The organism is Psychroserpens sp. XS_ASV72, from assembly GCF_041224425.1.
Taxonomy (GTDB): Bacteria; Bacteroidota; Bacteroidia; order Flavobacteriales; family Flavobacteriaceae; genus Psychroserpens.
Window position 1 is genome coordinate 118,737 of sequence record NZ_JBGFGL010000071.1, and the last position, 24,616, is coordinate 143,352.

The window sequence follows — 24,616 nt, forward strand, 5'->3', positions numbered from 1 at the left end:
TATTTGCAACTTCAAAAAAACAAGTACAAATGAAATTATCACACTTCAATTTTAAATTACCAGAAGAATTATTAGCCGAACACCCTTCAGATATTAGAGACGAGTCGCGATTAATGGTCTTAGATAGAAAAAACCAAACGATTGAGCATAAGCTATTTAAAGACATTATTGATTATTTCGAGGAAGACGATGTCATGATTTTGAATAATACAAAGGTGTTTCCGGCGCGTTTATTCGGAAACAAAGAAAAGACTGGAGCTAGAATCGAAGTGTTTTTGCTGAGAGAGTTAAATGAAGAGCAACGTCTTTGGGATGTTTTGGTAGATCCTGCAAGAAAAATCAGAATCGGAAACAAGCTTTATTTTGGTGATGATGAAATGTTGGTTGCTGAAGTGATTGACAACACAACTTCTAGAGGTCGTACATTACGTTTCTTATATGATGGGTCTTACAGAGAATTCAGAAGAAAATTAACAGAATTGGGTGAGACACCACTTCCAAAGTATATCAAACGTGATGTTGAGCCAGAAGATGAAGAGCGTTATCAAACAATTTTTGCTAAAAAAGAAGGTGCTGTAGCAGCCCCAACAGCTGGTCTTCACTTTTCAAAGCATTTGCTTAAGCGTTTAGAAATAAAAGGTGTTCATCTTCCTGAAGTAACACTACATGTAGGTTTAGGAACCTTCAATCCTGTTGAGGTTGAGGATTTGTCTAAGCATAAAATGGATAGTGAAGAAATTGAGATTCTTCCAGATGCAGCCGATATTATCAACAAGGGTATTGCAAACAAAAGACGTGTGTGTGCAGTTGGAACCACTTCAATGAGAACTATTGAAAGTTCTGTGTCTTCAAGTGGAACATTGAACCCGTATTCGGGATGGACGAACAAGTTTATTTTTCCACCTTATGAATTCAGTATCGCCAATAGTATGATTACTAATTTTCACACCCCAAAATCTACCTTATTGATGATGGTCTCAGCTTTTGCTGGTCATGATTTTGTAAAAGAAGCTTATGATGTGGCTGTAAAGGAAAAATACCGTTTTTATACTTATGGTGATTCAATGTTGATCATATAATTTTTTAGAATATTATCAATGAAAAGCCTTGTCATTTTTGATAAGGCTTTTTTGGTTATGTTAATGAGTTTGCTTTAATTACTTTTGCATCAAATGGAAACGAAAAAAAAAGACATACGTGCCTTATCCAAAGAACAGCTACGGGATTTTTTTATAGCGCAAGGTGATAAAGCTTTTCGAGGGAATCAAGTATATGAATGGTTGTGGAGTAAAAGTGTTCACAGTTTTGAGGACATGACCAATATTTCCATTGAAACCCGAAAAATGCTTGAAGATCATTTCACGATTAATCATATTGAAGTTGATCAATTACAACGAAGTAGTGATGGAACCATTAAAAATGCAGTAAGGCTTCACGATAATTTAATTGTTGAATCTGTTTTAATTCCCGCTAAAAATCGTACAACAGCTTGTGTGTCTAGCCAGGTAGGTTGTAGTTTAGACTGTAAATTTTGTGCCACAGCTCGTTTAAAACGTATGCGCAATTTAAATCCTGATGAAATATACGATCAGGTGGTAGCAATTGATCGCGAGAGTAAACTGTATTACAATAGGCCTTTGACTAATATTGTATTCATGGGTATGGGTGAGCCACTGATGAACTATAATAATGTTCTTAAGGCCATTGATAAGATTACTTCTCCCGAAGGATTGGGTATGTCACCAAAACGTATTGTGGTATCAACTTCTGGTGTCCCTAAAATGATTAAAAAAATGGCCGATGAAAACGTCAAGTTCAAATTAGCTGTATCCTTGCATTCTGCCATAGATGAGGTGCGAACGTCTATTATGCCATTTAACGCTACGTTTCCTCTTAAGGATTTAAGGGAAGCTCTTGAATATTGGTATGCTAAGACTAAAAACCGTATAACTTACGAGTACGTCGTTTGGAAAGGCATTAATGATCAAAGAAAGGATGTGCAAGCCTTGATTGACTTCTGCAAGTTTGCGCCAAGTAAAGTGAATCTCATTGAGTATAATCCCATCGACGATGGTGCCTTTCAACAAGCTGATTCAAAAGCCTTGGATATGTATGTGTCGATGCTTGAAGAAAATCATATTACGGTAACCGTAAGACGTTCACGAGGAAAGGACATTGATGCAGCCTGTGGACAATTGGCTAACAAGTCTTCATAGTAGACCAATAAAAAAAGCCTTAAAGATTAGTTTAAGGCTTTTGTAAAAAATCTATGTATTATTTAAAGTACAATCTTTTTACGAATCACTGCACCAGAATTAGAATCTTTTAATTCTACTACGTAAATTCCGTTAGAAAGTGTATTAGCTTCAATAACATAAGTGTCAGTTTCCACGCTATCACTTAGTACAGATTTTCCTGTAATATCAAGAACTCTGTATTCTGTTGATTGTGGTAAATTGTACAATCCGATACTTTTGTTTAAAGCTACAATCTTTGTATTGTTACTTTCGAATTCGTCAATACTTAAGGCTTGTTGTCCAGCTTCAATAGGATCATTTGGTGTTGTATTGTAAGCATAATCTTTTACAATTATTGAAGCACCACTAGCTGCTACTTGAATTCTAGCCCAACCGAAATGAAGGTTAGCACCAATGTAAAAGTGGAATCCAACATATCCATCCATACCGTCACAGAATTGACTACCAGGATACCCACAACTAGAGTAGTTGAAATCAGCTCTTTGGTCACCAACAGTTGAATTTAAGCCCATAATTGGTGTTCCAGGAGCTAAATTTGAAGGATAAGCATAAGGATATGAAGAAAAGCCTACCATTAAGTTTGAATTGAAAGCAGACGCCATAGAACTTGATGCTGGGAAAATAAAAGCAAAATTGGTTCCATTTGCACCAAATAGATAATCACCTGTACCATCATTGTCGAGGTCAATTGCATAACGCTGGTTAGCGCCATCAACTGTAACATCAGCAATGTCTGTGTACACAATTTGTCCACTGGCATTGGCAGTTCCTAATATGGCAGCTGAAAAAGCCCCATATTTTAAAAGTCTTTTTGAAAGGTTTTCAGGAGTAGTTTTTTTCATATATTTTTGGTGTTTTTAAGGGTTAATTATCAGCTTATTCCAACTAAAGTATAAATTATATGCTGGCAAAACAAATTTATTCATGAAAAAACATTCAGAAAACACTGAAAATAAGCTTACAATCAAGCTTTCTGATATTCCTTTGGAAAGTAGTTTAGGGTTGCTGGCTTATGGAGATATCGCCTTTGAAGCGTGGCGTGAAAAGAAAAAAAAGGCGAACTTAAAAAGCAAGGAAGATTAGATAGAATGGCAAACAAGAATAAATTATTATTGATTGGATGGGATGCGGCAGATTGGAAAGTGATTGGTCCTTTGTTGGCTAAAGGACAAATGCCGACACTTAAGAAAATGATTGATAACGGTGTTTATGGTAATATGAGTACCATGAATCCGCCCTATTCACCTATGCTTTGGTCTAGTGTTGCTACAGGAAAAACGCCCGATAAACATGGTGTTTTAGGGTTTATTGAAGTCTTGGAAAACGAAAGTGGTGTGAGGCCAGTAACAGCACATTCCAGAAAATCGAGAGCGCTTTGGAATATTTTTCATAACCAAGGATTAAAAAGTAATTTAGTGGGATGGTGGCCAAGCTTTCCGGCAGAGCCTATTAATGGCGTGGTCGTTACTGACAAGTTTCAAAAAGTATCCTCAGACCCAACAAAACCTAGACCTATTGAAAAAGGGACTGTGCATCCGCAAGAAGCCTTGAAGGATTTTAAGGATTTAAGAATGTTCCCTCATGAAGTTACCTCAGAGCATATTTTACCATTTATTCCTTTAGCGTCTAAAGTTGATCAGGAAAAGAATAGAGGTTTGGTGCCTACTGCCAAGATTCTTGCCGAAAATGTATCTGTCCATAATGCAGCCACTCGACTTTTAAGGACTTCCGAATGGGATTTTATGGCTATTTATTACGATTTGATCGATCACTTCTGTCATTCCTATATGAAGTTTTATCCGCCAATGCTTAAAGGTGTCAATCCTGAACAGTATGAGATATACAAAGAGGCTGTAATAGGTGCCTATCGTTTTCAGGATATGATGTTAGAGCGCACTTTAGAATTGGTTGATGAGGATACGACGGTTATTGTCATGTCTGATCACGGATTTGAATCTGGCGATAAGCGTTTGGTTAAAATGCCTAAGGTTCAAGCAGCAGCAGCTATTGATCACAGACAGTTTGGTATTTTCGTTGCGACGGGTCCAAACATCAAAAAACAAGAAAAAATTTACGGATTAGGATTGATCGATATTGCTCCAACCATTTTACATCACTATGGGTTTCCTGTTGGAAAGGATATGGATGGAAAAGTTGCTCTTGAGATTTTCAAAGACCAGAAAAAAATCAATTATATAGATAGTTGGGAAGATGTTAAGGGAGATTTTGGTGAACTTACCGAAAAAGAGGATACAGATGCGCTTTCAGATGAGGAAACCATGAAGCAATTGATTGAATTGGGTTATCTTGAAAAGCCTGATGAATCTGTTGAAAAGGCGGTTGTTAAAGCGAAATGTGATTTAAAGCATAATTTGGCAAGGGTCTATTTAGGGAAAAAAGATTACGTTAAAGCGGAAGAAATTCTGTTAAAGCTTACCGATGAAAAAGATCCTATTGATGTCAGTCCATTTTATCTAGATTTAATAACCTTGAGCTTAGAGCAAAATAACTTTGACAACGCTGAGTCATATCTGTTGAAGCTAAAAGAGGTAAAAACAGAAGTTAACTACGCTTTGTTTTTTCCAGAGTCGTCCATTCTCCTTGGGAAGGGAAAGCCTAAAAAAGCTCTTGAAGTACTCGAAAATGCTAAAAATGAAGGCCGACAAAACAATCCGGAAATCTGGTATAAAATAGGAATCGTTAATTTCAGAATGGGACGATTTAAAGAAGCGCAAACTGCTTTTGAAGAGGCTATCAAAATAGAACCAGACAAAGCCAAATACCATGCAGCTATTGCCGAAAATTATCTTGAGCTCAACGAGTATGAAGAGGCTGCAGATTCAGCTTTTACGAGTATAGAGTTGGTTAAATATTATTCAAAAGCCCATTATATTTTGGGAAGAGCCTTAGAAAAACTTGGCGATTTGGAAAACGCAAAACTAGCTTTTGAAACAGCCTCAAGATTAACGCCAAAAACCTATCAAAGACCAAAAATGGCTTTAGAGAATGTGGTTGAAAAATTGTCCTTTGTCGATAAGAAAACCAATTCCTATAAAGAAGACCAAATTGTGATTGTTTCAGGATTACCACGTTCGGGAACATCGTTAATGATGCAAATGCTGCATAGCGGAGGTATTGATGCATTGACTGATGAAAAACGTAAAGCAGACAAGTCCAACCCAAAAGGATATTTCGAATTTGAACCAGTCATGGCAATAAAACGGGATAACTCCTGGTTAAGCCAAGCCAAAAATAAATCCTTGAAAGTTGTTGCACCTTTATTGAAACATCTTGACCACAAGTATCGCTATAAAGTGATTTTCATGAATCGGGATTTAAATGAAGTAGTAAAATCACAACAAGTAATGATTGGTAGAAATCAAGACGTATTACCTGTGGAGTTATTTGAAGCCTTTAATAAGCAACTTAAATTCGTTGAAACCTGGAAAAATAAAGAACCAGGTGTTGAATTGATGTATCTCAATTATAAAGATGTACTTAATAATACAAATGAAGCCTTAGAAAAAATCGAGTCTTTTATAGGAAAACCATTACAGAAATCTGAAATGGCTAAGTGCGTTGATAAATCACTTTATCGTAATAAATCATAGCTCTATAAAAGATTTTATACTGTATTTTTGTGAGGTATAGTAAATTAGTTTGAAAATCACCGAACAAATAAAGCAACCCATAGCCTTCGAAATGGAACTCTTCGAGCAAAAGTTCTTGCTCTCCATGTCAAGTAAGGTCGCGCTGCTTAACAGGATTACGCATTACATTGTTAATCGCAAAGGAAAACAAATGCGACCAATGTTTGTGTTTCTTGTGGCTAAAATGATAAATAACGGACAAGTTAGTGAACGAACTTATAGAGGTGCTTCCGTTATTGAGTTGATTCATACAGCTACTTTGGTTCATGATGATGTCGTTGATGATAGTAACAGACGTCGTGGTTTTTTTTCCATCAATGCACTATGGAAAAATAAAATTGCGGTTCTTATTGGCGATTACCTTTTGTCTAAAGGATTGTTACTTTCCATAGATAACAATGACTTCGATTTACTGAAAATCATTTCCGTAGCCGTTAGGGAAATGAGTGAGGGCGAACTCTTGCAAATTGAAAAAGCACGTGAACTGGATATTACAGAAGCGGTTTACTATGACATCATTCGTCAAAAAACGGCAACTTTGATTGCAGCTTGTTGTAGCCTTGGTGCTGCTTCGGTGAAACCAAATTCAGAAGATGTTGAGACCATGAGGAAATTTGGTGAACTCATAGGCATGGCATTTCAAATCAAAGATGATTTGTTCGATTATGGAGAGGAATCCATTGGGAAACCAACTGGCATCGATATCAAGGAGCGAAAAATGACGCTTCCTTTAATTTATGCCCTTAATAATTGCTCCAAAAAAGAAAAAGCTTGGTTGATCAATTCCATTAAAAACCATAATAAGGATAAGAAACGCGTTAAGGAAGTTATCAAGTTTGTAAAAGAAAACAACGGACTTGATTACGCCGTTAAAAAAATGAAAGCGTTTCAAAATGAAGCATTGGAAATCCTTCAACGCTACCCAGAATCTGAGTTTAAATCGGCTCTACAGCTCATGGTAAACTATGTGATTGATAGAAAAAAATAATTTTTTTTAGGCTTAGGCAACCTTTTGTAATCTATTTACGTCTATACCAATAGAAGACTCTAAATAAAACAGTTGAAAGTTATTCAGTTACATAATAACAATGTGTCGCTTTTAAAGAAGGCAGCAAAAAATGATAGAGAGGCCCAACACGAGCTTTACAAGTCTTTTGCTCCTAAAATGTTGAGTGTTTGCAGGTATTATATTAAAGATATCCAACACGCAGAGTCGGTTATGCTTAATGGTTTTTTTAAGGCGTTTACAAGCTTAAGTTCCTTTAAGCATAAAGGAAGTTTTGAAGGATGGCTCAGGAGAATTATGGTGAGGGAATCCATTTCATTTTTAAGACAGCAAAAAAAGATAGAGTTCCCTGTTGAGGATGTCTACACCGTTCATGAACAAACCAACAACATCAATTCTGAGATTGAGGTAGCGCAAATACAGCAACTCATTGATGAGCTTCCGGAAGGTTACAAAATGGTATTTGTCATGTATGCTGTTGAGGGTTATAAACATTATGAAATTGCTGAGATGCTTAGCATTTCAGAAGGGACTTCAAAATCGCAATTGTTTAAGGCGCGACAAATACTTCAGAAAAAAATTAAAGAAATAAACAAATCAAGTTATGGCACCAATTAAGTTTGAAGAACAACTAAAAGAGAAGCTCGAGAATCGAAGCTTGCAGCCTTCAGATGGCGCTTGGGACACATTGCATAAGCGATTGGACGAACACGATGGTAAAAACAAATCGGTTCGGTTTTGGTGGCTTGGTATTGCTGCAAGCATCATAGGTGTTATTATAGTGGCAACGCAGTTTTTTAAATCTCCCGAATCAAAAAGTAATATGCCAATTATTGTCAATTCGGAAGAATCTATCGAGGCAACTAATGAAAAGTTTGTCGAAGAGTCCATTCCAAAGGAGATAATAGAAGATGATAACAACAATGTAGTGGTTTCAACACCTATTGAGGAAAAGAAAAAAGAAGAACTAATAAAAACCAGTAACAATAGTTCGGTTGTAAAACAACAAACTCCAATAAAGATAATCGATTCGGAACCTGCTGTTGCCTCAATAAATGAAAAAGCAGATGTTGAGATGCCAACCGTTCCTGTCAAAGAATTAGGTTTTGAAGAATTGAAAGTCAAAGAGGTCGTTGCAGAAATCATTGAGCAGCAAAAAGCCAAAGGTAATGTTACCGAGCAGGAAATTGATTCTCTTTTAAAACACGCACAACGCGATATTTTAAAACAGCGAATTTATGACGAAACTACAAAAACGGTCAATGCCAATTCACTGTTACAAGACGTAGAATCAGAACTGGAGGAATCCTTTAGGTCAAAGGTTTTTGAGAAGCTTCAGTTGAGTTTTAAAACCGTTAAAACCGCAGTGGCAGAACGCAATAATTAAAAACGTTTAAAACAATTATTTAACCCATTCATCAATTAAAATCAAACATTATGAACACTATTACTAAAACAGTAGTGCTGATTGGCTTATGTCTTTTCGTAAGTATGGTCAGTGCTCAAGAGGAACAACAAACGGATTCAATTCCTGCCAATAAGACCATAGATTTTACGGTAAAGGCTAAGATTGAACAATTGAAAAAATTAAAGGAAACCATTGCTGAAGAAGAGCGTGAGTTTCTGAAATTGGAAGTAGAATCAATTAATCAACGTTTAGACGAAGGCATCTTAACCATAGAAGAAGCCAATACTTTAAAGAGGGAAGCGGCAGAAAAACGAGCTTTAAATATTGAAAACCGTATTGCTATTGTCGATAATCGAATTGCTCTATTGGAGCGAAATCAAGATGATGGCTTAAATTATAATAGAGAAAATGGTGAAGGGTTTGTCATAAGCATAGGAGATGATGACGACGAAGATTTTACAATCATCAATTTCAAGAAAAAACGGAAACCAAAAAAATATGACAAGCGTACGCAAACCGATTTGGTCTTTGCTTTGGGTGTGAACAATGCCTTAATCGATGGAGAAAAACTTGGCGATACCTATAGCGTTATGGGTTCTGGTTATGTTGAGCTTGGCTTGGCATGGAAAACAAGATTGTTTAAGGAATCTAATGCCGTACGTTTAAAATATGGATTCTCATTTCAATGGAATAAATTCACACCGAAAAATGATCGTTATTTTGTTCAGGATGGAAATACCACAACTTTGGAAGCATTTCCTGGTGAGCTCAAGGAATCTGAGTTTAGGGTAACCAATTTAGTGTTCCCAATTCACTTTGAATTTGGTCCTTCCAAAAAAATCGAACGTAAAAACTATTTTAGGTACACTACAAACAAACAATTCAAATTTGGAGTTGGAGGTTATGCAGGATTCAATATTGGGACACAACAAAAGCTACGATTTAAGGAAGATGGTGATCGTGTCAAACAAAAAATCAAGCGAAACTATAATACTTCAGACTTTATCTATGGACTTAGTGCTTATGTTGGTATTGATGAAATCAGTTTGTATATGAAATACGATTTGAATACGGTGTTTAAAAACCAAGCCGTAGACCAAAATAATATCTCACTTGGATTGCGATTTGATTTCGATTAAGTGTTTAATTCTAAGAAGTCAAAAAAGGTCTTGGTCATTTATGGTCAAGACTTTTTTATTAAAGTATTTTTGTGTCCTAAGTTTTTAAAACAAATACTTTATCTTAAATTTACCAATGCTTTATTTTAAAGCAAAAATGCCTTTTTTGATTGTTCTAAATGATTTCACAAAGTACCATAGATCAAGTTTTTGAAACCTCTCGAGTAGAAGAGGTTATTGGTGATTTTGTACAGCTGAAGAAATCGGGAAGTAACTTTAAAGGCTTGAGTCCGTTTAGTGATGAGCGCACACCAAGTTTTATGGTTTCGCCAGTGAAACAAATATGGAAGGATTTTTCCAGCGGAAAAGGTGGAAATGTAGTGTCGTTCCTGATGGAGCATGAGCATTTCACTTATCCTGAAGCCATTAAATACTTGGCTAAGAAATACAACATTGAGATTGATGAAACCGAACAGACAGATGAACAAAAGGAAGCAGCCAATGCTCGTGAAAGTCTGTATTTGGTCAATGAATTTGCTAATGAGTATTTTCAAAAGATTTTATTCAAAACCGATCAAGGTCAAGCCATCGGATTGAGTTATTTCAAGGAACGAGGCTTTAAGAACGAAACCATTAAGGCGTTTAATTTAGGCTATTCACTTGATGATTGGCAGGCGTTTACTGATGAAGCCTTAGACAAAGGTTACCAATTGGAATTTCTTGAAAAAACGGGATTGACCATTGTTAAGGAAGAAAAAAAATTCGATCGTTTCAAAGGTCGTGTCATGTTTCCTATCTTGAGTATGAGTGGTCGCGTTTTGGGATTTGGAGGCCGTATTCTGAAAACCGATAAAAAAGCTGCCAAATACCTAAACTCTCCTGAAAGTGAGGTGTATCAAAAGAGTAAAATACTCTATGGTCTTTACCATGCCAAAAAAACAATTGCTAAAGAGGATAATTGTTATTTGGTCGAAGGCTACACAGATGTTATTCAGTTTTATCAAACTGGAATTAAAAATGTTGTCGCCTCTTCAGGAACTGCATTAACTCCTGAACAAATCAGATTGATCAACAGATTGACCAAGAACATTACAGTGCTTTTTGATGGTGATGCTGCTGGAATTCGAGCTTCACTAAGAGGAATCGATTTGATTTTGGAACAAGGAATGAATGTTAAGGTATGCACCTTTCCAGAAGGTGAAGATCCTGATAGCTTTGCAAAGCAAAATACCTTGAATGAGTTGACTGCTTATTTGGAATCTAATGCGAAGGATTTCATTCAGTTTAAAGCTTCACTTCTTATCAAGGAATCAAAAAATGATCCGATAAAGAAGGCAGAAACCATTCGAGATATTGTCAATAGCATTTCAAAAATACCTGATCAAATCAAAAAAGAGATTTATATCCAGGAATGTTCCCGAATCATGGATATTAGTGAAGAGGTGCTGTTCAGTACCTTGGCACAAATCAATAAAAAAGAGCGACAAGATCTCAATAAGGCTTATCAAGCACAGCAACAAAAAGCCTTTGATGTTGTGAAGCCTAAAACACAGTCGCGGAAGATTGATCTACAGTATGAATTGGAAAGAAAAATTATTGAAATTCTGCTGTTGTATGGAAACAAAACAGAAGATTTTGAAGATTTGGTTTTAAAAGAGGATGAGGAAGGGTCGCTTCAGTTAGAACCTGTGGTTCATAATGCTAAGGTGTTTGAAAAAGTGTATTTGGATTTACAAGAAGATGAAATGCAGTTTTCAAATCCGAAATTCAAGAGCTTGTATTATTCAATTATTGATACCTTGCATCAAGAGCCTGACTTTTCAACTCGTAATTTTGTAAGTAAGTTAAATCAAGATCTAGCTGAAGAAGTTACGACCATTTTAATGGAAGACGAACGTTACGACCTTCACGATTGGGAACGAAATAACATCATTCCTAAAGAAAAAAATCATGGGATTGCACAATTGGTTAACCAAACCATTTTGACTTTACGTTGTTATTTAATCGATAAGAAAGTGGCAGAATATCAGAATGAGACACTTCGGGAAAACACCAATTCTAAAGCAATCCTCGAAGATGTAAAAGACTATTTGAGTTTAAAAATGTTGCTGTCTAGAAAACTTGGAAAAGTTGTAGGCGCTAAAGCTTAAACCAAATCCATGTGCTTCCCTTGGTTTACTAAATCAATTAAATTAGTGACATTCAATTTTTTGAATAATCGGGCTTTATAGGTACTTACTGTTTTTTCGTTGATTTCAAGTTCTTCTGCTATTTCCTTGTTCTTTTTTCCTGATGATAGGAGTTTTAAGACTTCAACTTCACGTGTCGATAAGCGTTTGTAGATTCTGCTTCGTGTTTTTTTAGTTTCGTCATATTTGAGATGTTTAGCCATTTTTTCGCTGAGATACATTTCACCTTTATGGGCTAAGCGAATGGCTTTTTCAATAACATCTATAGAAGCAGATTTAGAAACATAACCCGAAGCACCTGCCTTTATGGTACTAATGGCATATATCTCTTCAGGATGATAGCTAAACATAATGATGTTAATGCTTTGATGTTCTTTTTTAATGGCTCGTAAGGCAGTAATTCCATTAAGTTCAGGTAATTCAATTTCTGATATGATGACATCAACATCATGCCGTCTCACAAACTCAAAAATCTCAACACCACTTCCAACACTTCCAATAACTTGAATGTCATCGTGGTCCTTGAATAAGAGTTCGAAGCCTTTCCGAACAATAGGATGGCTGTCTACTACTAATACCTTAATCATGATTTAGTTTTTAGTTGGTTTATAAGGCTTGAACTTAGTAAAATTAAGTTCGTAATTGTGGAGACTACTAGTAGTAAAATTAATAAAAAAATCAACAAGTTTTGATTTTTGCACCTATTTATTCAGCATTTACTTTAATTCCTTAGGAATAATGCAAATAGGAATCGGCAGCATCTTGTGTTGATTATTTGTATTGTATCTGGTGAAAATTTCAAATACTTCACGTTGTCTTCCTTCAAAATCCTGAGCAGTTTTTCCTAAATCTTTTTGAGCCATTGCCCATTCCAATTCAGGATAGGAAGCGCCTATTTGATCCTCATCACTTCTTGCATCACCAAACAGTCCATCACTTGGTGCAGCTTTCATAATCGACTCGGGAACCTTTACAAATTCTCCAATGGCATAAACTTCAGATTTCAATAAATCTGCTATCGGACTTAAATCAACACCACCATCACCATACTTAGTGTAAAAACCAACTCCAAAATCTTCTACCTTGTTACCCGTTCCAGCCACTAACATCCCGAGTAAACCTGCATGGTAATACAAGGTTGTCATTCGAAGCCTAGCTCTTGTATTCGCTAAAGCCATATCAACTGTCGTTTGCTTGCCTTCCAAAGAAACTTCGGTTTTGAATTCTTCAAAAACAGGCGTAAGGTCAACTCTTGTATCTTTCACATTCGGGAATCTTGCCTTTAATTGAGCAATATGTTCCTGTGCACGACTTACGTGGCTTTTTGCTTGGTGGATTGGCATTTCAATGCACAAAACTTCCAATCCGGTTTTAGCGCATAAAGTTGAGGTGACAGCAGAATCAATTCCACCAGAAATCCCAACAACAAATCCTTTAACCTTAGCATTGGTTGCATAATCCTTTAACCAATTTACAATGTGTTGAACTACTTTTTCTGTTTGCATTTTTAATGTGTTTTTACACAAAGAACACTACCTTTGCAAAACAAAAATAAAGCAATAGCGTTAGTAATAAAAATTAATATCGCTTAAGTTTTTTGAAGATGAATATGAGATCATTGTTGACCATTTTTGTTATATTTTTTGTTTTCGTGTCCTGTAAAGAGGAAGACGAAATAGAACAGAAAATTTCTAAAATAGAATTAGATGTTTTGGTAGAACGCTTTGATCGTGCCTTTGCCAATGCTACTCCTAAGGATTTGCCTCAGTTAAAGAATGCCTTTCCTTTTTTGTTTTCTGAAAAAGTGCCTGATTCTGTTTGGATCAATAGAATGAATGACACCTTACAAGAGCAGTTGTTATTTGAGGTCGATAAAACTTTTGGAGATTTTTCAAATACGGAAGATGAGCTATTTAGGCTGTTCCAGCATTTGAAATATTATGATCAAATGTTTACGGTTCCAAGAGTAATCACTTTAACTAATGATGTTGAATACAGAACCAGTGTGATTGTTACCGATACGATTGTATTGATTGCCTTAGATAATTACTTAGGAAGTGCACATGAATTCTATGGGAATATTCCAAAGTATAAGACCCAGAACATGAAGCCCTCTCAAATTATACCAGATTTGGCTCAAACATATGCCCAAAAACACATCTTCCAATCCCAGCAAAAAACGTTGTTGGATGATATGGTTTATTTTGGAAAGCAATTGTACTTCATGGATCGAGTGATACCTTTTAGGTCAGATGAAACCAAAATAGGTTATACAGAAGAGCAACTGGAATTTGCTAAAGCTAATGAAGATCAAATTTGGACCTATTTTATTGAAAATGAATATTTGTACAGTACAGATAGAAGTCTTCCAGGTCGCTTTATTGCTGATGCGCCATTCTCTAAATTTTACCTACAATTGGATAGAGAATCACCAGGTCGGCTTGGGCAATATATAGGTTGGCAAATTGTAAGGGCTTATATGGAAAAGAATGAGGTTCCATTGATGGAGATGCTTAAAAAAGATGCTGTAGAAATATTTAACAAATCAAATTATAAACCACCAAAGTAATGGGAAAAAACTATACATCAACAATAGAGTTAACGGTTGAATTAGATGAGAACAGAGTGCCAGAAAAACTGCATTGGACTGCCGAAGATGGAGGGATTTCTAAAGAAGAAGCCAAGGCTATGATGCTTGCCGTTTGGGATAGTAAGGCGCAAGAGACGTTGAGAATAGATTTATGGACCAAAGACATGCCAGTTGATGAAATGAAAGTGTTTTTTCATCAAACTTTAGTAGAAATGAGCAAGACCTTCCACAGAGCTACCCAAGATGAGAAAATGTCGGCAACAATGATGGATTTCTGTGATTATTTTGCTGAAAAGTTAGAACTCAAAAAAAGCTAAAGCATTTATTAACGGTTCAATAAACTTCGCTTTACAATGAACGGAGTTCCATAAGTTAACTTTGTGTTGCTATTAATCAACAATTGAAAAAAACATTAGTCAGACTTTCCAATGGATGAAAGTGACTAATGTTTTATTGTTTATAAGCTATTATCAAAAAGAGATATTAAAGACCAAAATCTGAGTTACTTTCCTCATTGATTGCAACACTTCTTTCTGAGTTTACTGCAACACTGCTTTTAAGAGGTCTAGTATTCGTTGCAAACAGAGGTTCTTCATTGAAAGAAGAAGAATTTTCGGCATACTTATAATAGTCTGGGTTTTTCATTTGCTTATCCATAAATTCTGAAGTATTGTAAACTTCATAAATAGCTAAGGTATTATTTTCACCTATTTTGGATTTTTTCTCCAACTTATGTTTTGAAATTAGTTTAGCAATATCATCTTTGTGTTCCAATCGCATCGATTTGTTAGAGCCAAAATTGGAATTGCTTTCACTTACAACCCAAAAATAAGTAGGTGTTTGAGTTTTGGCAGAATTCATTCTGTTTTGCTTAGGAGTTGCAATCGTATTATTTGTTGTTATTTCCTTACCTGTTAGAGGTGTTATTTTATGGTCCTCTCGTTTATCCATGTACATTACGATCCATTTTCCGTCAACTCTTGCCTGAACTACATATTTACCTTTGGGAATAGAAGTAAGATTAATCTTGGAAACATTACTATTCACATCTACACTTTTAGAATACTTATCGTTAAAAATGTCGACCTGTAATATCTTATCACCAGTACTTTTAAGAATCAGGCTATCTTTTTGGGCGTTAATGCTTTGTTGTAAAAACTGAGCTTTATAATTAATATTTTTCTGGAAAGCTAGTTGTTGGCAGTAAGAAAAAATAGAAATTAAAACAAAACTTAATGTAATATATAAACTTTTCATAATGAGTTGGTTTTATGAGGTCTCGTTTATAATGGTATTACATAAAGTAGATTTGGAAGTGGAGTCCATAACATTGCAAAATTTTGAATCATATTAGCGTATTATGGCACTGTATAATGTATATACGTATGATTTTATAGGACGGTTTTAATTTTTCTTTTTTTTAACGAAGTTTAACGGTCTTTAACAATCGACTTTCCTAAGCTATTGTATAGTTTGATCTTGATTTATGCCTATTGAAACAAAGAATAAGCTATGTGAGAAGTTCGATTTTAAAAGCCCTCTTGATTAGTGTCTACAGAAGTGTAATAAGGTATCGCATTAAAAGCTTCAGACTTTCCTGTTTCATAATACGATGGATTTTTAAGTTGGTTGGGCATAAATTCGGAAGTATTATAAACTTCGTAAATTGTTAATTTGTTGTTTTTTCCAACTGAAGATTTCAATTCCAATTTGTTCTTGTAAATGATTCTAGCAATATCTTCTTTGTATTCCAGTCGCATAGATTTTCGAGAGCCAAAGCTCGAATTACTTTCATAAACGACCCAATAATAGTTTACTTTTTTCGTTTCATTTGGGCTATTGGTTATGGTGTCTGCCTCATTTAATGTATGCGTCAAATATCTGTCTTTAGAATTTTTGGAAGTAAGAGGTGTTTCATCCATTTTTTCCAAGTACATTACAATCCATTTTTTGTCCACTTTGGCTTGAATGACATAATTTCCAATTGGTAAAGTTTTTAGATTGATCTTGGTTTTAGTGTCATTGATCTCTAAGCTTTTTGAATAGAATTCGTTAAAAATATCAATCTGTAAAATGTGATTGTTTTTACTTTCAAGAACCAAGACATCGCCATTGTTTTCAAGGCTTTGCTCTAAGACGCTTGCTCTGTAATTAACGTTTTTGTGGAATTTAATCTGCTGACCATAGCTGAGTATGGAGCATAGCAAGATTGCTACAATGTAGGTTGTTTTTGACATGGTTTTGGGGCATTTGTCAAATCTAATATAAGCAAAAAATAATATATCGGTCTATTTCAGGCTGATTTCAGTCCAATTACATTAAAACCTGTAGAGGTTTTTAAGATAATGTTTCACCTTTATGGCCTTAGGAATTATAGCTTATAATTAAAGTTGAAACAAATACGTAAAGGCTTAAGGCGTGATTTGCTTTTTGGTAGAATAATAAGGTTTTGCATTAAAAACTTTAGAATGCTTTGATTTGTAGTATTTCGGATTCCTGAGCTGTTTCTTCATGAATTTTGCCTTGTTGTAAACCTCATAAACAAGAAGGCTATTGTTTTTGCCAACTTCAGATTTCAGTTCTAATTCAACCCTTGAAATTAACTCTTGCACTTCGTCTTTATATTCCAAACTCATGGATTTACTTGAGCCAAAATTATTATTGCTTTCATAAACCACCCAATAATAGGTTTTTGTGTTTTTATCAATTTTTTTAGCCTTTTTTATTTTTGGGAGCTTAGCTTTTAGTAATGTTGAAAGTTTTACTTCATTGTCGATTAGGCTTTCATCAATATCCAGCCGCTTATCTAAGTACATAACAATTCTTTTCTTGCCCACTCTTGCCTGAACGATAAAGCTGCCTATAGGTAATATGCTAAGGTCAATTTTTGCGGTATTCGAGTTAACATCAATACTTTTTAAATAATCTTCTTTTAAAAAATCAACTTGAATGATGGGTTTTTTACTGCTTACTAAAACTAGGGAGTCATTATTGATGGTCAGATGTTGTTCTAGATATTTAGCTTTGTGATTTACGTTTTTTTGAAAAAAAACACTTTGCCCATATGAAAAAACAGAAAATAGGGTAAGTATTATAACATAAAATTTTGTCTTCATGGCTATCATTTGGGCTATGGTTATTAATCAAATTTAGTTTTTTTAACGATATGAGTCAATATAAAATGTCTTTTTAAAACTGTCTTTTGATTAAAATATAGACCAATTTAATGAAGGTCTAGTTTAGTTTTTGATGAAACCAGTAAGTTTTTTTGATGCTTTTAATTCAGTTTGAATCTCTTAAATAGATTCAAGATGAGTATCAGATTTAAGATACTCATTAGAGTCGTAAAGTGGTTCAGAATCAAAATATTTTGAGTTTTCGACCGATTGGTAATAATTTGAATTTCTTGACTGCATGTTCATGAATTCAGATTTGTCATAAACAGGGTAAACCTGTAAAGTATTGTCTTTTCCAACTTTTGATTTTAACTCCAATTGATTCTTGGTGATAAGCTTTGCAACTCTGTCTTTATGCTCTAATTTCATGGATTTGCGTGATCCAAAATTGGAATTGCTTTCTAAAACCACCCAATAGTAAAGCGATTTTTTATCAGACCTCATAGCAGTAACTGCAGCAGGCTTTTTTTGCAAATACATCACAATCCATTTCTTGTTTACTTGAGCTTGAACGATAAAATTTCCTACAGGAAGTTCCTTGAGGTCAATAGCAGTACTCGAGCTGTTTACCGAAATTTGCCTTGAATAGGTTTCGTTAAAGATGTCAACTTGTGATATGGACGCTGTTTTACTGCTCAGAATGAGACTGTCTTTATCTTTATTGAGTTTTTGTTGTAAAATCCGGGCTTTATAATTTACATTTTTTTGAAAGGTGATTTGCTGACCATTCATTAAAAATGTAGATAGCATTAAGAGTATCGTAAGTAGTTTTTTGTCCATAACGTTTTACTTTTTCAATTTTTAATATTTCGTTCTAGGTTGGGAATATTAAGACACCGTTAGCTTAGAAAGGTCACTTTTTTAATTATTGCTTTGAACCTTAGAAATAATTATAATGTTTAAATTAGCTTATGCGAAAAATTGTATTTGGTGTTGTCATCACGCTAATCATTCTTTTTACATTCAAGTATTGCAGTGACCGTAAGGAAGATAGAATAACGCTTCAAGAACATTCTGCACTAATTGAAAAGCAAATTCAGAATGTTGGAAAACTTGTCGTTACAGAAGGTCATTTCAGTGAGGTCTTTAGTTATCAGAATTCTAAGGCTGTTTTTGGAGATTTGATTGAAGTTGAAAAAAAAGCCTTAGTTGTGGTTAATGCCGAAGTAAGCATTGCTTATGATTTGAGTCAGATAGAATACACTATTGATGAAGCCAGCAAAACACTGCAGATTACGGCAATACCTGAAGCGGAAATCAAGGTGGCTCCAGATTTTGAGTACTATGATATTCAGGCCGATTTCTTGAATCCATTTGAGGCCAAGGACTATAACGAAATTAAAGCCATTGTAAAGAAATCCTTAATGAAAAAAATTGAGGCTTCAGATCTCAAAACCAATGCAAAAAACAGGTTGATTAGTGAACTGTCCAAGTTTTATATCCTAACCAATTCATTAGGTTGGACCTTAGAATACAATCAAACACCTATTGATGAGGTTGATCGTTTTTTTGAGTTGAAACTATAAATACGTCATTTTGCGTATAATTTTGTAGTCATTCTTTTAATATCTTAGTAAAACCAATAAACATTTTAAAATGTCTGTTTCTAAATCAGCACTAATCGCATTAGCGTTTCTCTTTGGTTTAAACTGGTCTTTTTTTGGCCAAAGTGAGCAGTATACCTATTCAAGAGTGGCCAATAAGTTTGAGATATTCAATTCTAAAGGAGAAAATATAAGTAGTGACATAACATACATATCAAATTTTAATTCCTTGTTTTATTATGTGTACGTTCCAAATTCAAAAACACTTTTAAAGCTTAGTTACTTATCAGCAGCTCAAAATAAGACTAGCGTAGCCGAGAAAGTTTTAGAAGGAAAAGAACCCAACTTCATTTATTTTGATGATAAAGGTGATTTTTATATCTACTGCGAAGGACGAGAGTTAGATTTAAAAGATGTTAATTTAACAACGCCTAATACCAAGATTTTTGTAATGTCTCCTAAAGATTCTAATTATTCCTATACGTTCTTGTATAGTCAAGATTATTATGGAATCACAGAGTTAAAACGTTTGCCACCTAATAGTAACAATTTCTATTGGAGTAGAGTGCTTATGAAAGGCGATGTAACCAAGTCAGATTTCGTAGTTTATGCCAATGGAAGTTCGCCAAAATTGGAGAATGTTAGAGTATTGCCTAACGGTCATTTTTTGTTTTCAATCGAAAATCAATACTTTGAGATAAAGAATTTCAAAAGCGGCAAATTAATGGCGATTAATAAGTTGCCTGAAATAACCAAGACTCAATACGATAGTATAATTAATGCTACTGTAAAAAAGGTTGTCACCGAAGTGCCAAAACAACTTGAGCAGATTAATAAACAGCAAAAACTGTTAAAAGAAATCAATAGTTCTAAACCCGTAAGTCCAATAAGTCAGTGTAAGTCTGATACAAATTGCCTTTTGCAGCTTTCAGAAAAAAATTATAATCAAGCTTTGCAGAACGGACAAACCCAAGAGCAGGCTTATGATGCTATGACCAAGGTTTTTGTCGATGCGTATGAAATCAATCCCAAAGACACGTATGAGATGATGATGAATATGAAGAGCGAGCATGTAAATGAAGTTGTGAAGCGATTGCCTAAAGACATTAGATCAAGTATAAGAAGTATGTCTATGCAAACAGTAAAAGAATACGAAAAGACCTATGGGACTAAAGAGATAAAAACAGTGCCATATAAACCCAAGAAGAATTAATTCATTTCCATTATTTTTGGGGAAATGAAATCAGAAACACGTAAAGAAGAAATCATTGCTACCGCAGCCAAGCTTTTTAAGGAAAAAGGTTATAGCGCAGTAACCATGCGTGATTTAGCTTCAGAATTAGGGATAAAAGCTGCAAGTTTATACAATCATATCGCTTCTAAGCAAGATATTTTAAAAGCAATTATCATCTCGATAGCTGAAGCATTTACAAAAGGTATTAAGTTGGTCATTGCTTCAGATATTTCTAGTATAGAAAAACTTAAGCAAGTCGTTGAGTTGCATGTAAATATTACATCTTATAACACCAATGGAATGGCTTCGCTGAACAATGATTGGATGCATTTGGAAGACCAATTGGAATATTATTTGACATTGAGGTCAAATTATGAAAATGAAATACGATGCATCATAGAAAATGGGATAAGTGAAGGTGAAATTGTTGATGAAAACGTAGAGGTCATACTGTTTTCAATGTTATCTACACTGCGTTCACTCTATCTATGGATTCCCAAAAAAGAAGATTTAAATCCGAAACAACTGGCTAAAAGTTTAAGTCAGATATTGATTAAAGGTATCAGCCAGACGAGCTAACCCTTATTTTATTATACGTCATTTGTCGTATGGGATTCAAACAAACTTTATAGTATCTTACTTTTCTAAATAGTAAATTATGAAAAGTAATTTCCTCTCTCTGCTTTTGTGCTTTGTTTTAATTATTGGTCATGCCCAAAATACACCAACGCAACATTCCATTTTAGGGATCGAGAATCATTTAATGAATGAGGATTTTAACCTAAAACGATCAGGTGAAATCTACCCTAAAGATCTATATGAATTCCATACATCTTCTTTGTTTGGAAAACAAAGTATTGAAGAAACGACTTTGAATTTTGATAGCAACGGATTATTAATTTCAAAAACGATAATAAAAAATGATGCATTAGCTATTGAACCATACAAGCATAGCAGCTATACGTACAACAAAGGTAAGTTGGTCAAAGTGAATAATACAGATAAGAACAATAGACCATCTGTTTATTTTCCTGAAATCGTATATGATTATGATTCTAAGGGCAAGTTGATAAAAACTTTATATACTGTACAATTCCTTAATCAAAAGACTGATGTCTACACTTATAACTCCTTAAAAAATACAATTCACAGAATGCGATATGATGGTTCTGAAGACGAATTGAAATACAACGCTGATGGACTCATAATTGAAAAGAAATCGACAAAACCTGATGGAAAGATTTCGTTAAGTACTTATGGCTATCATAATGGATTGATGCTCTCATTTCAATCGGTTTTTGATGTGAATGACGATTCTTTTAAATCCAAGCCCAACATTTATCAATATAATGATCGAAACGATATTATTAAAGAAACTAGAGGATATTTAGGTGATGCGGTATTTAATTATGTTTATGACGAATACCATAATTGGATAGCGCGATATAATATCAAAGAAAAAGATTTGGAAAAAAATATCGTTATTAGAGAAATTAGCTATTCCAATGGTAAGAAAACAGGCTACAGATCTACAACAGATTCTAAATTGTTAGAAGCGATAGCAAAAAACAAAGCATCTCAAAAGCTATCGGAAACCACTATACCAAATGAGGGTGTATTTTGGAAAAAGAAAACCAAAGATGGAACATTCAATGTGTTTGTCGATGGTGTTCAGTTAAAAGGAAAAAAAGGATCGATACGAAATTATAGAATCACTAAGGATGTCCTGGTTTTTGACACGAATTCCCAACGTTTGTACCGACTTCAGGATTATGATGAATCATTAGGAGATACTTATCTTAAGGCGAAAGAGGAAACCTTGACTAACAATTTAGGTTATTGGATAAAGACTGAAGATGGAGGTGCTCTTGTTTTCGATTTGAATGGCGATACAATTCAGTTTGATACTGTGTTTATTTCTAATGAATTTGATCCTCAAGGGAATTTAATTGGCACTAAGTCCAATGGTGAAAAATGGGTGTTTGAAGATTCTAAAAATGTCCCAGAAGGAAAAATATATCCAATCTTAAGGTTTAATGCCAATGCTCATGGAAGCTCTATAAATAAAGCTGCCAAGTTTGATACAAAATTCACATGGAGTAAAAACCAAGATGGTTCAGAATTCAAATTGTTCGATGATGGTCAACAGCTAAAGGAAGGTCTGCATGCCAAATGGGCTGGAAAGGATATTCTCGTCATCGATAAACCCAATAAACGTTTGTATCGTTTTAGGGATTATTCCGAAGTTTCAGCAGAACAGAAACATCCAGCGGAACTTATAGAGATCAATAGTAAAAAGGGTTTTTGGTTTAAGGTAAAGGACAATTCATTCTTTGCTTATAATAACAGTTTCGATGGTATCTCAGGTCAGCTGGAGACCAAATGGGACACTAATAGTATCGATTTATTAGTGACCATAAAAAACACAACCGAATCCTATAAAATGTTGGGTTATAAAAATACTAAAGTAGGTGAGGTGTATCCATTGCTTTATCCAAATGAAATAAGTGCCACTAAAGGAGTTGTTGGAAACTCGGATAGGGTTATAGATATTATTGATAAAACCATGGGTAAATGTACGTCTGGAGATTGCAGCAATGGCTATGGCGTTCGAACCAAAAGTAATGGTACTGTTGTAGAGGCATTTTTTAAGGATGGAAATGCCTATGGTTTTCACCATATCAATTACGAAAATGATAAAATCAGTATTGTTGGAACTTTTCCAAATGGTTATGCAAAACCACCTACAGGGTTACTGATAAGATACACACCAAACGGTTTGGAATTGATTGATATGGATTTGAGAAAAGCTTTGGTTTATGACAGTAAAGACAATAGTTACGGCGTCGTAACATTGGATGCAGATGCCAAACCTATTCACTCGGTTAAGTTGCGCTATACCAATACTGGGAATTGCCTTTTAGGTAATTGTAGTAATGGTGAAGGTTACTATGAATGGAGTAAAGGAAATACCTATTTTGGAGAATGGCAAAATGGAAGACAACATGGTATAGGTGAAGCTGTTTTTAACGGTAATGAATCCTATCATGGCGAATGGCAAGATGGTAAGCGTCATGGTATGGGTGTATACTCATGGAGTCAAAACAAATACTATTTCGGTGAGTGGAAAAATGGAACCATCCACGGTAAAGGTGTGATGTATTATAAGGAAAATGATTACCAAGCTGGTTATTGGGAAAATGGAAAATTCATTAAGAGCATCAATTAACAACTATGAAAAAGTCTATTTTTTACTAAAATAATCACACTTCAATTCTTGGATTTTTAGGATTTGTATTAAATAAATATTTCGTAAATTTGTGAAAAAACTAACAAGCGTTAGTTTTGGTTTTTAAGCTTAGATATGGCAGATTTTCACAAGTTAAAAGTTGCAGATGTTTACAGGGAAACCAATGACACATCTGTAGTTACATTCGAAGTTCCTACAGAACTACAAGGCACTTTTAAATTCAAACAAGGGCAACATCTTACTTTGAAGGCAACAATCAATGATGAAGATGTGCGTCGTTCCTATTCCTTGTGTTCCAGTCCGAATGAAAACCTATGGAAGGTAGCCGTTAAGCAAATTCCAGGTGGTAAGTTTTCGACCTTTGTCAACTCTACTTTGAAAGCCGGAGATTTTCTTGAAGTGATGACACCAAGCGGAACTTTTGGCGTTCCCGTAAATCCTGAGAACGCTAAGAATTATCTGTTTTTTGCTGCAGGAAGTGGCATCACGCCAATTCTTTCGATGATCAAAACACATTTGGCTTCTGAGCCCAACTCAACTTGTAAGTTGTTTTATGTGAATAAGACCGCAAAATCCATTATCTTTAAGGAAGCATTGGAGCAATTGCGAAACACGTATTTCGGACGATTGGAGATTTACTATTTTCTAACCAAGGAACGTCGTGATATTGAATTATTCAATGGCCGATTTGACGATGAGAAGATGAAGGTTTTGACAACGACTTTTATCGATTTGCCAGATACCAATGAAGTTTTTCTTTGCGGACCAGAACAAATGGTGAATTTTGTAAGCCAATACTTGATTCAAGCAGGTTTGCCTAAAGAATTGGTGCACTTTGAATTGTTTGTTACCGGACTTTCAGAAGAGGATATCAAACGTGCTGAACGATTGGCAAAGCAAAATGTTGAAGGTACTGAAGTTATCATCATCGATGGCGGAAAGGAGTTCAGCTTTACCATGACCAAGGAGTTTGATAATATTCTCGATGCTGCCTTAGGTGCTGGAGCCGATTTGCCATTTGCTTGTAAAGGAGGTGTATGCAGTACGTGTAAATGTCAAGTAAAGGAAGGCGATGTCGAAATGAAAATCAATTATGCGCTTGAAGCTGATGAGGTTGATCAAGATTATGTTTTAAGTTGTCAAGCAGTCCCTAAAACCCAAAAAGTGGTGGTGGATTTTGATGTATAAATGAC

The 24,616-nt window shown here is 34.8% G+C and carries 23 protein-coding genes; 16 read left to right on the forward strand and 7 right to left on the reverse strand.

Going from position 1 to position 24,616, the window contains the following annotated elements:
• The first annotated feature begins 29 nt into the window (after window positions 1-29).
• Window positions 30-1,079: a tRNA preQ1(34) S-adenosylmethionine ribosyltransferase-isomerase QueA gene (queA, locus tag AB9K26_RS04290; RefSeq protein WP_369971305.1), complete on the forward strand. Its 1,050-nt coding sequence runs from the start codon at window positions 30-32 to the stop codon at window positions 1,077-1,079.
• Between the two features lie 93 nt (window positions 1,080-1,172).
• The gene (gene rlmN, locus AB9K26_RS04295; protein ID WP_369971306.1) at window positions 1,173-2,216 is read left to right on the forward strand and encodes a 23S rRNA (adenine(2503)-C(2))-methyltransferase RlmN; all 1,044 of its coding nucleotides are present in this window, start codon (window positions 1,173-1,175) and stop codon (window positions 2,214-2,216) included.
• 62 nt (window positions 2,217-2,278) lie between these two features.
• On the opposite strand, the gene AB9K26_RS04300 is transcribed toward rlmN, so the two are convergent.
• Window positions 2,279-3,100 (reverse strand): T9SS type A sorting domain-containing protein, encoded by an 822-nt coding sequence (locus AB9K26_RS04300; RefSeq protein WP_369971307.1) that lies wholly within the window; start codon window positions 3,098-3,100, stop codon window positions 2,279-2,281.
• 82 nt (window positions 3,101-3,182) lie between these two features.
• Here AB9K26_RS04300 and AB9K26_RS04305 point away from each other — a divergent pair, with 82 nt between their 5' ends.
• From AB9K26_RS04305 to dnaG, 7 genes are all read left to right on the forward strand, one after another.
• Window positions 3,183-3,341: a hypothetical protein gene (locus AB9K26_RS04305; RefSeq protein ID WP_369971308.1), complete on the forward strand. Its 159-nt coding sequence runs from the start codon at window positions 3,183-3,185 to the stop codon at window positions 3,339-3,341.
• 5 nt (window positions 3,342-3,346) lie between these two features.
• Window positions 3,347-5,869: an alkaline phosphatase family protein gene (locus AB9K26_RS04310; RefSeq protein WP_369971309.1), complete on the forward strand. Its 2,523-nt coding sequence runs from the start codon at window positions 3,347-3,349 to the stop codon at window positions 5,867-5,869.
• 49 nt (window positions 5,870-5,918) lie between these two features.
• On the forward strand, window positions 5,919-6,896 hold the full coding sequence (locus AB9K26_RS04315; protein WP_369971310.1) for a polyprenyl synthetase family protein: 978 nt from the start codon (window positions 5,919-5,921) through the stop codon (window positions 6,894-6,896).
• Window positions 6,897-6,968: 72 nt separating this feature from the next.
• Window positions 6,969-7,532, forward strand: a complete 564-nt coding sequence (locus AB9K26_RS04320) for an RNA polymerase sigma factor (RefSeq protein ID WP_369971311.1) — start codon at window positions 6,969-6,971, stop codon at window positions 7,530-7,532.
• On the forward strand, window positions 7,519-8,301 hold the full coding sequence (locus tag AB9K26_RS04325) for a hypothetical protein (protein ID WP_369971312.1): 783 nt from the start codon (window positions 7,519-7,521) through the stop codon (window positions 8,299-8,301). Before AB9K26_RS04320 ends, AB9K26_RS04325 begins: the two co-directional genes overlap by 14 nt.
• Before the next feature lie 50 nt (window positions 8,302-8,351).
• Complete coding sequence (locus AB9K26_RS04330) at window positions 8,352-9,461, forward strand: hypothetical protein (RefSeq protein ID WP_369971313.1); 1,110 nt, start codon at window positions 8,352-8,354, stop codon at window positions 9,459-9,461.
• Window positions 9,462-9,619: 158 nt separating this feature from the next.
• Window positions 9,620-11,590 (forward strand): DNA primase, encoded by a 1,971-nt coding sequence (dnaG, locus tag AB9K26_RS04335; protein WP_369971314.1) that lies wholly within the window; start codon window positions 9,620-9,622, stop codon window positions 11,588-11,590.
• Here the strand turns inward: dnaG and AB9K26_RS04340 are convergent.
• Together AB9K26_RS04340 and nadE are read right to left on the reverse strand one after the other, a co-directional pair.
• The gene (locus AB9K26_RS04340) at window positions 11,587-12,216 is read right to left on the reverse strand and encodes a response regulator (protein WP_369971315.1); all 630 of its coding nucleotides are present in this window, start codon (window positions 12,214-12,216) and stop codon (window positions 11,587-11,589) included. The genes dnaG and AB9K26_RS04340 overlap by 4 nt on opposite strands.
• A 129-nt stretch (window positions 12,217-12,345) precedes the next feature.
• On the reverse strand, window positions 12,346-13,134 hold the full coding sequence (nadE, locus tag AB9K26_RS04345; protein ID WP_369971316.1) for an NAD(+) synthase: 789 nt from the start codon (window positions 13,132-13,134) through the stop codon (window positions 12,346-12,348).
• Between the two features lie 104 nt (window positions 13,135-13,238).
• Between nadE and gldB the strand changes: the two genes are divergently transcribed.
• Complete coding sequence (gene gldB / locus AB9K26_RS04350; protein ID WP_369971317.1) at window positions 13,239-14,198, forward strand: gliding motility lipoprotein GldB; 960 nt, start codon at window positions 13,239-13,241, stop codon at window positions 14,196-14,198.
• A complete protein-coding gene (gldC, locus tag AB9K26_RS04355) occupies window positions 14,198-14,536 on the forward strand; it encodes a gliding motility protein GldC (protein ID WP_369971318.1) in 339 nt (112 codons plus the stop codon). The genes gldB and gldC overlap by 1 nt, the downstream gene beginning before the upstream one ends.
• Window positions 14,537-14,702: 166 nt before the next feature.
• Here the strand turns inward: gldC and AB9K26_RS04360 are convergent, their stop codons facing one another.
• The 4 genes from AB9K26_RS04360 to AB9K26_RS04375 form a co-directional block, all read right to left on the reverse strand.
• Window positions 14,703-15,476 (reverse strand): hypothetical protein, encoded by a 774-nt coding sequence (locus tag AB9K26_RS04360; protein ID WP_369971319.1) that lies wholly within the window; start codon window positions 15,474-15,476, stop codon window positions 14,703-14,705.
• Window positions 15,477-15,748: 272 nt separating this feature from the next.
• Window positions 15,749-16,456 carry a hypothetical protein gene (locus AB9K26_RS04365; protein ID WP_369971320.1) on the reverse strand — a complete coding sequence of 236 codons (708 nt, stop codon included), beginning with the start codon at window positions 16,454-16,456 and terminating at the stop codon, window positions 15,749-15,751.
• Window positions 16,457-16,630: 174 nt separating this feature from the next.
• A complete protein-coding gene (locus AB9K26_RS04370) occupies window positions 16,631-17,335 on the reverse strand; it encodes a hypothetical protein (protein WP_369971321.1) in 705 nt (234 codons plus the stop codon).
• Between the two features lie 180 nt (window positions 17,336-17,515).
• Window positions 17,516-18,175 (reverse strand): hypothetical protein, encoded by a 660-nt coding sequence (locus AB9K26_RS04375; RefSeq protein ID WP_369971322.1) that lies wholly within the window; start codon window positions 18,173-18,175, stop codon window positions 17,516-17,518.
• A 131-nt stretch (window positions 18,176-18,306) separates the two neighbouring features.
• Here AB9K26_RS04375 and AB9K26_RS04380 point away from each other — a divergent pair, with 131 nt between their 5' ends.
• The 5 genes from AB9K26_RS04380 (at window position 18,307) to paaE (ending at window position 24,611) form a co-directional block, all read left to right on the forward strand.
• Window positions 18,307-18,921, forward strand: coding sequence for a DUF4230 domain-containing protein (locus AB9K26_RS04380; protein ID WP_369971323.1), 615 nt, complete (start codon window positions 18,307-18,309; stop codon window positions 18,919-18,921).
• 70 nt (window positions 18,922-18,991) lie between these two features.
• Window positions 18,992-20,152 carry a hypothetical protein gene (locus AB9K26_RS04385; protein WP_369971324.1) on the forward strand — a complete coding sequence of 387 codons (1,161 nt, stop codon included), beginning with the start codon at window positions 18,992-18,994 and terminating at the stop codon, window positions 20,150-20,152.
• A gap of 24 nt (window positions 20,153-20,176) precedes the next feature.
• Entirely contained in the window at window positions 20,177-20,752 is a 576-nt protein-coding gene (locus tag AB9K26_RS04390; RefSeq protein WP_369971325.1) for a TetR/AcrR family transcriptional regulator, read from the forward strand.
• Window positions 20,753-20,831: 79 nt separating this feature from the next.
• A complete protein-coding gene (locus AB9K26_RS04395; RefSeq protein WP_369971326.1) occupies window positions 20,832-23,402 on the forward strand; it encodes a hypothetical protein in 2,571 nt (856 codons plus the stop codon).
• A gap of 135 nt (window positions 23,403-23,537) precedes the next feature.
• A complete protein-coding gene (paaE, locus tag AB9K26_RS04400; protein ID WP_369971327.1) occupies window positions 23,538-24,611 on the forward strand; it encodes a 1,2-phenylacetyl-CoA epoxidase subunit PaaE in 1,074 nt (357 codons plus the stop codon).
• Window positions 24,612-24,616: the final 5 nt, after the last annotated feature.